This is a genomic window from Alysiella crassa DSM 2578 (genome assembly GCF_000745955.1).
In the GTDB taxonomy this organism is placed as follows: domain Bacteria; phylum Pseudomonadota; class Gammaproteobacteria; order Burkholderiales; family Neisseriaceae; genus Simonsiella; species Simonsiella crassa.
In genome coordinates, this window is record NZ_JQKH01000027.1 from 19732 (window position 1) to 30596 (window position 10865).

Below are 10865 nucleotides of genomic sequence, written 5' to 3' on the forward strand. Positions count from 1 at the left end.
CAGCCTGAAAATTCAATATTCCCACGCTAACAATGTTAGAATAGCCAGTTAAATCAATTTCTCAACCATATTATGATTAGTAAACTCACTTTCGGCTTATTTTCCGAAGCAGACGCGCGAAATTTTATGCGCCTTATGGCGTATGTACAGCCTTTTAAGGGGCGGATTATACTGGCATTGATTGCCATTATGGGGGTGGCTTTTACCGAAAGTTATTTGGCGGCGTTTATTGCGCCTTTGGTAAATCAGGGTTTTGCCGCGCCGACCACGTCGCCTGTGTTGGGCGAAGCAACGGGCTTGATTGGCACACTCAAAAATTGGAAAGACCAATTCACTTACTTGATTTGGGGCACGGCGGATAAAGTTTGGATAGTGCCATTGTTTTTTATTTTTTTGGTGGTGTTGCGTGGGGTGTGTCGTTTTGCCAGCACTTATTTGTTGTCGTGGGTGTCGGTGGTGGCGATTAGTCATGTGCGGCGCGATATGTTTAACAAAATGCTGCAATTGTCATCAAAATACCATCAAGATACGCCATCTGGCACGGTTTTGATGAATATTGTGCAAATGGCGGACAGCTCAATTAACAATGCCAGCAATGTGTTTATCACGCTCACGCGCGATACGCTGATTGTATTGGGTTTGATTGGTGTGTTATTGTATTTGAATTGGCAATTGAGTTTGATTGTGCTGCTGATGTTTCCTGTGTTGTCTTTGTTGTCGCGTTATTATCGCAATCGTTTGAAAAAGATTATTCAAAGCGCACAATTAAGCATAGGCAGCCTGAATAATGTGGTGAACGAAACCCATCAAGGGCAACGCGTGGTGAAATTATTTGGCGGACAGGCGCAGGCTGCCGAAAAATTCAATCAAATCAACCAAACCATTGTGCGCCTAAACAAAAAAATGACCCAAGCCAGCGCGGCGCGTTCCCCGTTTAGCGAATTGATAGCTTCGTTTGCTTTGGCGATTGTGATTTTTATCGCGCTGTGGCAGAGTCAGAATGGGATTACCACGATTGGCGAATTTATGGCGTTTATTGTGGCGATGTTGCAAATGTTAAGCCCGATTAAAAATTTGGCGAACATCAGCATTCCCATGCAAACCATGTTTCTCGCCTCCGATGCGGTGTGTGAATTTTTGGACACGCAGCCTGAAAAAGACACGGGGACAATTGAATTGCCACGTGTTTCAGGCAGCCTGAAATTTGAACAAGTTGATGTACAATATTCATCGGAGAGCAAAAAAGCATTATCCAATTTTCATTTGGACATTGCGGCTGGCGAGAAAATTGCTTTGGTGGGACGGTCGGGGAGCGGCAAAAGTACGCTGGTAAATTTATTGCCACGTTTTGTTGAACCCAGTTCGGGCAAAATTTTGTTGGACGGCGTGAATATTGAAGACGTGAAATTGGCGAATTTGCGTGAACAATTTGCGCTGGTGTCGCAGGAAATTTTCTTGTTTGACGGCACTTTATGCGACAATGTGCGCTACAGTCGTCCGAATGCGAGCGATGAAGAAGTTTTGGCTGCGCTTCAGGCTGCCAATTTATTGGACGTGTTGCAACAATCGCCCGATGGTATGCACCAACAAATTGGCGCAAATGGCAGCAATTTGTCAGGCGGGCAACGCCAACGCGTGTCCATTGCCCGAGCCATTTTGAAAAATGCGCCGATTTTGTTGCTGGACGAAGCCACCAGCGCATTAGACAATGAATCAGAACGCTTGGTACAACAAGCACTTGAGCGATTAATGCACGGGCGTACCAGTATTATTGTTGCCCACCGCTTAAGCACGATTGAGCAAGCTGACCGCATTATTGTGATGGACGAAGGACGGATTGTGGAGCAAGGCAGTCATGCAGATTTGATGGCGGCTGGGGGGGATTATGCGCGCTTGCATGGGTTGGGCGGATTGAATGGATAATTTCAGGCTATCTTTTAGTACTCTATGAAAATGAAACAGCTTGAAAATAGTTTAACTATATATGGATTTCTATTATGAATAAAAATATTGTTTTGATAATGCCAACAGTATCTGATTTATCATTTGTTATTGAAGAAGCATTGGAATATCATGGTTTTAATGTGATTACTTTAAACAATTTTAATAAAGATAAAAGTTGTTACCCTTCATTTAAAGCATGGTGCTATGCAAAATACCGAAAAATTTTTTTTGGTGATAAAGAAACAACTAAAAAAATTAAAGAATTAGGTTTATGTCAAAGAATTGTTAATGAACTGACACATAATGAGGGAGACAATTATTCTTTATTTATTAGAAGTGATATGTATAGTAAAGAGTTAATTGAAAATATAGGTAAAGTTTGTACTAAAGGACATGTTAGCTATCAATTTGATGGACTACACCGTTATCCACTTATTTATGATAGAATTGATTTGTTTGATAAATTCTATATTTTTGACCCTCGAGATTTACAATATAGTGAGGCATTATTGCCATGTACTAATTTTTACTTTGAACATCTTATAGAAGATAACCCACAAATAGAATATGATTTTTATTATGTAGGTGCGCACCACCCATCTCGTCAAGAATTAATTGTTAAATTTGCACAATATGTAGAACAAAAAAATTGGCGAATGAGTTTTAATTTATATCCATTAGATATTCATGATAATCCAAGACATTTTTATCCAAATAAAAATATTCATATTATTGATGAAATTATCCCATTTAAAGAAAATATCAAACAAATGCAAAAAAGTCATATTTTGATTGATTTTGTCATTGGTGAACATAAGGGTCTTTCATTTCGTGTTTTTGAATCAGTTGGTTATCGTAAAAAATTAATTACAACCAATCCTGATGTGGCGTTATATGATTTTTATCATCCAAATAATATTTTGATTTTAGATGGTGAAAATTTTGATTTAATAGATGAATTTGTCCAAAAACCATATTATGAATTACCGAGTGAAATATATGAAAAGTACAATTTTGCAAATTGGATTAAGTATGTTTTGAATATTGATTCATTTATTCCCTTGTCATTGCCTGAAGTTAATGATGAAAAATATAATAATAATATTTTGAAAAGAAAAAAGAAAATATATTTAGTTGCTTTTGATGAACATAAACCTATTGGTGGAATAAAACAGCTTTATCGTTTTGCTGAAATATTAAATGAATTAGGCTATCAGGCTAATATTATTCATAAAAAAGAAGGTTTTAATATACAATGGTTTGCTCATCAAGTTCCCGTGAAATATTTTCCTGATTTATATTCTATACTAGATATTGAATCAAAACCGAAGTTGAGACATTTAAAACGTTTTATACAATATTATTACAATAAAATTGTAACTAAAAGTCAATATAAGTTACCTGAAAAAGATGCAATTTTAATTGTGCCAGAAGTATTAGGTTTAAAATTGAATAATATTCCAAATTATAAAAAAATTATTTATAATCAAAATAATCATTATACTTTTTCATATTATCCAACTTATGAAGAGGTTCAAATAGACCCATATGTACATAAGAATACATTGGCTACGATGACTGTATCTGATTATTCATATCAATATTTACAATATGCTTATCCAAATGCGGTTTTATTTAATACTGGTATTAGTTTAAGTAATCAGTTTACATTAGGTAAAAAGCCAAAATTAAAGAAAATTGCCTTTATGCCTAGAAAATTACCTGAAGACAGTAAACAAGTTTTACGAATTTTAGCTAAACGCCCTGTATTTAAAGATTGGCAATTTATAGCTATTGATAATAAATCTGAACATGAGGTTATCTCTATTTTGCAGGAAAGTGCAATTTTTATGAGCTTTAATCATATTGAAGGTTTTGGTTTGCCTCCTGTAGAAGCTATGGCTTGCGGTTGTTATGTAATTGGTTATGCTGGGAATGCGGGTTTGGAGTATTTAAAAAGTGAATTTAGTACCCCAATTCCAGATTTGAATATTTTGGAGTTTGTCAAAGAGTTGGAAAGAATTGTTATTCAATACAATGATAATCCTGAAATATTTTGGAAAAAAGGTGAAATGGCATCTGCATTTGTTAAAGCTAAATACACAAAAGAAAATGAGAAAATGAAAATTAAAGCTGCATTTGAACAAATTTTTAATGAAATGAGCTAAAAATTGCTTTTCTCATCCACCTAGCATATTTTTTTAAGTTTTCAGGCTGCTTAATTTGAAAAGGCAGCCTGAACCCTTTTTCAGGCTGCCTAAATTTTTAATCCCCTGATTTATCAAAACAATTCAGGCAGCCTGAAAAAAATACAAAAAAACATAGTCAAACCCACGCAACGCCTTTAAAATAACGGATTTTTGGCGCAACGCCATTTTTGCGCCCAAATGAACCCTGCGGAGTTATAACATCATGAAAAACAGAATAAATCATGTCCATTTTGTCGGAATTGGTGGTTCAGGAATGTGCGGTATTGCTGAAGTTTTGCACAATCTGGGTTTTACCGTTTCGGGTTCAGACCAAGCACAAAGTGCCGCCACACGCCATTTGAGCAAGATTGGGGTGAGCGTATTCCCTGGTCATACGGCAGAACATATTGAAGGCGCAGAAGTGGTGGTAACTTCTACCGCCGTGCAGCCTGATAATCCCGAAGTTTTAGCGGCTTTGGAACGACACATTCCCGTGATTCCACGCGCCATGATGTTGGCGGAAATCATGCGTTTGTTTAAAGGTAGCATTGCGATTGCGGGTACGCACGGCAAAACCACCACCACCAGTTTAACCGCTTCCATTTTGGGTGCGGCGGGGCTAGACCCCACTTTTGTGATTGGCGGCAAATTAACGGCGGCTGGCACAAACGCCAAATTGGGTTCAAGCAATTATATGGTGGCAGAAGCAGACGAAAGCGACGCGTCTTTCCTGTATCTCTCGCCCGTGTTTACGGTGGTTACCAATATTGACGAAGACCACATGGATACTTATGAACACAATGTGGCGAAACTGCACCAAGCCTTTATTGATTTTGTTCACCGTATGCCATTCTATGGTAAAGCATTTTTGTGCCAAGAAAGCAAACATATTCAAACCATCTTGCCACAATTAAAACGTCCACTCGCCACCTATGCGATTGATGATGAAACGGCAGATATTTACGCGACCAATGTAGAAGCTGTGGGCGCACAAATGAAATTCACCACCCATGTGCGCCAAAAAGACGCAGAACCATTGGTGTTTGACGTGGTTTTGAATATGCCTGGCAGACACAATGTCTTGAATGCTTTGGCAAGTATTGGCGTGGCGTTGGAATGCAATGCCAGCGTGGAAGCGATTCAGACAGGTTTGTTAGGCTTTAGTGGTGTGGGTCGCCGCTTCCAAAGTTATGGCGAAATCAGTCTGCCTGATGGTGGCAAAGCCTTGATTATTGATGATTATGGTCATCACCCCGTAGAAATGGCGGCAACCTTGGCGGCGGCGCGTGGCGCGTATCCGAATAATCGTTTGGTGTTGGCGTTTCAGCCGCACCGTTATACGCGCACGCGTGATTTGATTGATGATTTTGCCAATGTGTTGAGTACCGCAGATTTTGTTATGCTGACTGAAGTTTATGCTGCAGGCGAAGAGCCAATCGCGCAAGCCGATGGACGCAGTTTGGCGCGTGCCGTGCGCGTGTTTGGACGCGTAGAACCTGTGTTCTGTGAAGATGTGAACGCGTTGCCCGAAATGTTGTTGCCCATGTTGCGTGATGGCGATGTGGTTTTGACGATGGGTGCAGGCAGCATTAATCGCAGCGCACAGGCTTTGGTGGATTTTAGTCAAACACAAGTGGCGGCATAAATCATCACACCCAATATTGAATAGAGTAGGGCGGTTTGATTTTCAGGCTGCCTGAATCGTGTTAAATATCATCGTATTTTTATTTTCAGGCAGCCTGAAAGGTGTTTTGTAGCGTAATTTTGTTACGCACAAAGCAAAAGGCAGCCTGAAATCACAATTTTGAAGGAAAAACAATGCAGCAGCAGGATTTTGGTAAAGTAGCCGTTTTGATGGGCGGATTTTCGGCAGAACGCGAAGTATCGCTCAATAGTGGCAAGGCGATTTTGGCGGCACTCCAAAGCAAAGGGGTGGACGCGCACGCCTTTGACCCTGCGGAAACTGAATTGTTTGAATTGAAAAATCAGAAATTTGACATTGCCTTCAATACCTTGCATGGTAGTTACGGCGAAGATGGCACGGTACAAGGTGCGTTGGAAGCATTGGGCATACCTTACACAGGCTGCGGCGTGTTGGCTTCGGCGATTGGCATGGACAAATACCGCAGTAAATTATTGTGGTCGGCTTTACAATTGCCCGTGCCGCCGTTTGTGGTTTTGACCGATGAGACGGATTTTGCGGCGGTTGAACAAGAATTGGGTTTGCCCTTATTTATCAAACCTGCGGCGGAAGGCAGCAGCGTGGGTGTATCCAAAGTAAAAAGTGTTGGTGAATTACAACAAAAATACCAAGAATTGCGCGACCAACACATGCACGGCGAAATTTTAGCGGAAAAATTCATGTCGGGCGGCGAATACACTTGTGGCGTGATTTTCCGTCAGGCTTTGCCCACCATTCGGATTATTCCGCAAAACGAGTTCTATGATTATGATGCGAAATACAATCGTGATGACACGGTGTATTTATGCCCATCAGATTTGAGCGCAGACGATGAGCAATTGATGCGCGAATTGGCATTGAAAGCCTTTGCGGCAATTGGCGGTGGCAATAATTGCGGTCGGGTGGATTTTCTGCGCGATGAGCAGGGAAAATTGTATATTTTAGAAGCAAATACCTTACCAGGCATGACCAGTCATAGCTTGATTCCGAAATCGGCGCAAGTGGCGGGCACAGAATTTGCAGATTTATGTATTGACATTTTAAAGACGGCTTATGAAGTATAATGAACGCCTATTGAGTGGCAAAAGTGTGAAGTTGATTTTTTTGGCGGTCAGCGTATTTTTACTGTTTGCGCTGATTCGTTTTACCATGAATATCAGTTACTTCCAAATCTCTACGGTTGATGTGGTGGGGATTCGTTCCGATATGCCCTTGAAATATGTCAATAAAGAACAATTATTTGAAAACTTGAAACCCCATCTTTCAGGCAGCTATTTCCATGTGGATTTGGACACAGCGCAACAAGTTGCCATGCAGACGGAATGGGTAAGTGATGTTAAAATTGAGAAAATTATGCCCAATACGGTGCGTTTGACCGTGAAAGAACACGAACCTGTTGCCCGATGGATACGCGAAGGGCATTCGGCGGGTTTGGTTGATGGCGAAGGTAAAATTTTTCAGGCTGCCTACAATGGCGAAAAACTGCCTGAATTTGACGGCGAAGTGAATGTATTGCCACAAATGGCGCAACAGTATAAAACCTTTGCTGATGAATTACATCCTTTGCGTTTGGGCATTCTGCGTTTACAATATACCCCACGCGCATCATGGACTATGATGTTGAATAATGGCGTGGAATTGCGTTTGGGCAAGCAAGATGTGAACACACGCATGGCACGATTTGTAGATGCGTGGCAGCATTCATTAAATGAAATCAATGGCTTGGATTATGTGGATATGCGTTACAACGATGGCTTTGCAACGCGTGGCGGTACACGCCCAGCCAGTTTTTCTGTTGATGGAACAGAAACCGAACAAGATAATAACAATTCAAATTCACAAATTAACCGAGATGAATAAAAATGGTTGAAAATAAACAATATATCAGCGCATTGGACATCGGTACATCTAAAGTGATTGCCTTGATTGGCGAATTAATTGATGACGAAATCCATATTGTCGGCATTGGACAATCGCCATCTCGCGGCTTAAAAGCGGGCATGGTTACCAATATTGATGCAACCGCCCAAGCCATTAAGCAAGCCATGTCGGAAGCAGAACACATGGCAGACTGCAAAATCACACATTTGGTAACAGGCATTGCGGGTAATCATATTCGCAGTTTAAATTCACAAGGTGTGGTCAAAATCAAAGACGGTGAAGTAACGCAAACCGATATTGACCGCGCCAAAGAAACCGCTAAAGCAGTCAATATTCCACCTGACCATCAAGTGTTGCATACGGTGGTACAAGAATACATTATTGACAATCAACCCGGTGTACGCGAGCCAATTGGCATGAGCGGCGTACGCTTGGATACGCGCGTTCACATCATCACGGGCGCGGTAACGGCAATGCAAAACATTCAAAAATGTGTGCAACGCTGTAATTTGGTTGTAGATGATATTATGTTGCAACCGCTTGCCAGCGCGTCTGCGGTATTGACGGAAGATGAAAAAGAGTTGGGCGTGTGCGTGATTGACATTGGTGGTGGTACGACCGATATTGCGGTGTACACCAACGGTGCGATTCGTCATACGGCGGTGATTCCTGTGGCGGGCGATTTGATTACCCGCGATTTGGCACATGCTTTGCGCACGCCATCTAATTCTGCCGAATACATCAAAATCAATTATGGTGTGGCATTGGCGAATATTGAAGGTTTGGACGACATGGTGGAAGTGCCTAGTGTTGGCGACCGCCGTTCACGCCAAATTTCACGCCGTGTGTTGGCGAGTGTGATTCAGCCGCGCGTGGAAGAAATTTTAGAATTGACTTTGAATGAATTGCGCCGTTCTGGTTTCCCAGAAGAAGTGCTGACTTCGGGCATTGTTTTGACAGGTGGCGCGTCTTTATTACGCGGCATGGTGGAATTGACCGAAGAAATTTTTGATTTGCCTGTGCGCATTGGTGTGCCGCCTGAAATGGCGGGGCTGTCGGAGCGTGTACGCAATCCTCGTTATTCAACCGTGATTGGTTTGTTGCAGGCTGCCAAAGAACGCCATAATCAGGGGCAAAGCCAAAGCGCAGGGATTCCAAATAGCAAGAGCCGCAATATCCTGAAAAAAGTGAATGTGGATATTTTTGCGCCGCCACCTGAAGCGGAAACAGAAACCGAAATTGAACAACCCAAACGCCGCGTGCAGCCACAGCCTACTTATGTGGAAGAGCCTCAACCACAAAGTTGGTTCAGCCGTTTGCGTGAGTGGATTAACAAAACACTTTAATCTTACCAATCCCTTTTCAGGCTGCCTGAAAAGCGGACGATTCGCTAAAGAAGTTTCTTTGCCAAGCGCGTGAAACTTCTTTATAATATTGGCAATTAACGATTTTGACACATGCCCCGCCGAGGGTATGAGGAGTTTTATAAAATGGACAAACCGATTTATAACTTTGTAGAAGCCCCTACGGGTCCGGCGGTTATCAAAGTTATCGGCGTGGGCGGTGGTGGTTGCAATGCCATTAACAATATGATTGAAAACCCAATTCAGGGTGTAGAATACATCAGCGCAAACACCGATGCACAATCTTTGATGGACAATATCGCGCCCAATAAAATTCAATTGGGTGCGAGTTTAACGCGTGGTTTGGGTGCAGGTGCGAATCCTGAAGTGGGTCGTGCGGCAGCGATTGAAGACCGTGAAGCGATTGTAAAAGCGATTAGCGGCGCAGATATGCTGTTTATCACCACAGGTATGGGCGGTGGTACGGGTACAGGTGCAGCACCTGTGATTGCTGAAATCGCCAAAGAATTGGGTATTTTGACCGTAGCAGTGGTTACGCGCCCATTCAAACACGAAGGTAAACGCGCTAATGTGGCACAGCAAGGTATTGAAACCTTGAAAAATCATGTGGATTCGCTGATTGTTGTGCCAAACGATAAATTATTGGCGGCTTTGGGCAAAGGTACAACCGTGCGCGAAGCTTTCCGTGCGGCAAACAATGTATTGCGTAACGGCGTGGCAGGCATTTCTGAGATTGTGACCAGTCCTGGTTTCATCAATTTGGACTTTGCTGACGTGAAAAACATGATGAGCATTGTCGGCATGGCAATGATGGGTATTGGCGAATCCAAAGGCTCTGACCGTGCGCGTATCGCCATTGAGCAAGCCATTTCTAGCCCATTATTGGACGATGTGAGCTTGAGCGGTGCCAAAGGCGTGTTGGTAAACATCACGACTGCGCCAGATTGCTTGATTTTGGACGAATATCAAGAGATTATGTCTGTGGTGGGCGATTATGCTTCGCCTGACGCTGAACTGAAATTCGGTACGGCGGAAGACATGAATATGCCTGAAGACGCGATTCGCGTTACGATTATCGCAACAGGTTTGCGTGAAAATTCAGAGCGTGGCGGCGATGACATTATGGGTGGCGGACACCACCATCGTCATGCTCCCATGTCTAACAACAATATTCGCCCAAGCAGCAACCGCCCATCAGCGTCTATTGCACAACCAACGATTACCAGCACCGATGTGTTACCTGGTATGGAGGGCGTGATTCGTTCAGGTCGCAATACACGCAGCGTGAATTTGGTGGCGGCGGATTTCTCCAGCCAATCTGTTTTGGACGATTTTGAAATTCCAGCCATGTTGCGCCGTCAAAACGACAACAATAACAACTAATTAATTTCCATCAAAAAACCGAGTTATCTGTGGATAACTCGGTTTTTTCTGTTCAGGCTGCCTGAAAATGGTGGCTTAACTATAGTGGATTCAATTTAAATCAGGACAAGGCGACAGCGACCGCCGTGTACACATAGTACATAAGGGAGCTGGCAACGCTGTACTGGTTTAAATTGAATTCACTATATTCTCTTCTTCGCGCATTTTAGCTAATTCTGCTAATGAATATTCCGCGTCTTTATTGCCCTGTTTGGCGGCAAGTTTCCACCATTTTTCTGCTAAATCATAATCTTGTAGTACGCCCACGCCTTCCACATAATTCATGCCCAAATTAAATTGTGCGGACGAATCGCCCAATTCGGCGGCTTGGCGAAACCACTCGGCAGCCTGTGCGGGGTCTTCTTCTACGCCAAAACCTTCTTG

At 42.4% G+C, this 10865-nt stretch carries 8 protein-coding genes; 7 read left to right on the forward strand and 1 reads right to left on the reverse strand.

The features are described from left to right. Positions 1 to 72: 72 nt before the first annotated feature. The 7 genes from msbA (at position 73) to ftsZ (ending at position 10442) form a co-directional block, all read left to right on the forward strand. Entirely contained in the window at positions 73 to 1923 is a 1851-nt protein-coding gene (msbA, locus tag Q338_RS05550; RefSeq protein WP_034292872.1) for a lipid A export permease/ATP-binding protein MsbA, read from the forward strand. A gap of 74 nt (positions 1924 to 1997) precedes the next feature. Next, a complete protein-coding gene (locus tag Q338_RS13715) occupies positions 1998 to 4112 on the forward strand; it encodes a glycosyltransferase (protein WP_051968508.1) in 2115 nt (704 codons plus the stop codon). A gap of 244 nt (positions 4113 to 4356) precedes the next feature. Continuing rightward, a complete protein-coding gene (murC, locus tag Q338_RS05565) occupies positions 4357 to 5778 on the forward strand; it encodes a UDP-N-acetylmuramate--L-alanine ligase (protein ID WP_172540014.1) in 1422 nt (473 codons plus the stop codon). A 173-nt stretch (positions 5779 to 5951) separates the two neighbouring features. Further along, positions 5952 to 6878, forward strand: a complete 927-nt coding sequence (locus tag Q338_RS05570) for a D-alanine--D-alanine ligase (RefSeq protein WP_034292876.1) — start codon at positions 5952 to 5954, stop codon at positions 6876 to 6878. Then, positions 6868 to 7674 (forward strand): cell division protein FtsQ/DivIB, encoded by an 807-nt coding sequence (locus tag Q338_RS05575; protein ID WP_034292878.1) that lies wholly within the window; start codon positions 6868 to 6870, stop codon positions 7672 to 7674. Before Q338_RS05570 ends, Q338_RS05575 begins: the two co-directional genes overlap by 11 nt. A gap of 2 nt (positions 7675 to 7676) precedes the next feature. Continuing rightward, positions 7677 to 9041 (forward strand): cell division protein FtsA, encoded by a 1365-nt coding sequence (gene ftsA / locus Q338_RS05580; RefSeq protein WP_034292880.1) that lies wholly within the window; start codon positions 7677 to 7679, stop codon positions 9039 to 9041. Positions 9042 to 9185: 144 nt separating this feature from the next. Continuing rightward, positions 9186 to 10442: a cell division protein FtsZ gene (gene ftsZ / locus Q338_RS05585; RefSeq protein ID WP_034292881.1), complete on the forward strand. Its 1257-nt coding sequence runs from the start codon at positions 9186 to 9188 to the stop codon at positions 10440 to 10442. 168 nt (positions 10443 to 10610) lie between these two features. On the opposite strand, the gene Q338_RS05590 is transcribed toward ftsZ, so the two are convergent. After that, positions 10611 to 10865, reverse strand: a 255-nt coding sequence (locus tag Q338_RS05590) for a tetratricopeptide repeat protein (protein WP_034292883.1), incomplete at its 5' end; no start/stop codon positions are given.

Coding starts and splice junctions, on each gene's coding strand:
- msbA (WP_034292872.1), top strand. CDS start 73: ATGATTAGTAAACTCACTTTCGGCTTATTTTCCGAAGCAGACGCGCGA.
- Q338_RS13715 (WP_051968508.1), top strand. CDS start 1,998: ATGAATAAAAATATTGTTTTGATAATGCCAACAGTATCTGATTTATCA.
- murC (WP_172540014.1), top strand. CDS start 4,357: ATGAAAAACAGAATAAATCATGTCCATTTTGTCGGAATTGGTGGTTCA.
- Q338_RS05570 (WP_034292876.1), top strand. CDS start 5,952: ATGCAGCAGCAGGATTTTGGTAAAGTAGCCGTTTTGATGGGCGGATTT.
- Q338_RS05575 (WP_034292878.1), top strand. CDS start 6,868: ATGAAGTATAATGAACGCCTATTGAGTGGCAAAAGTGTGAAGTTGATT.
- ftsA (WP_034292880.1), top strand. CDS start 7,677: ATGGTTGAAAATAAACAATATATCAGCGCATTGGACATCGGTACATCT.
- ftsZ (WP_034292881.1), top strand. CDS start 9,186: ATGGACAAACCGATTTATAACTTTGTAGAAGCCCCTACGGGTCCGGCG.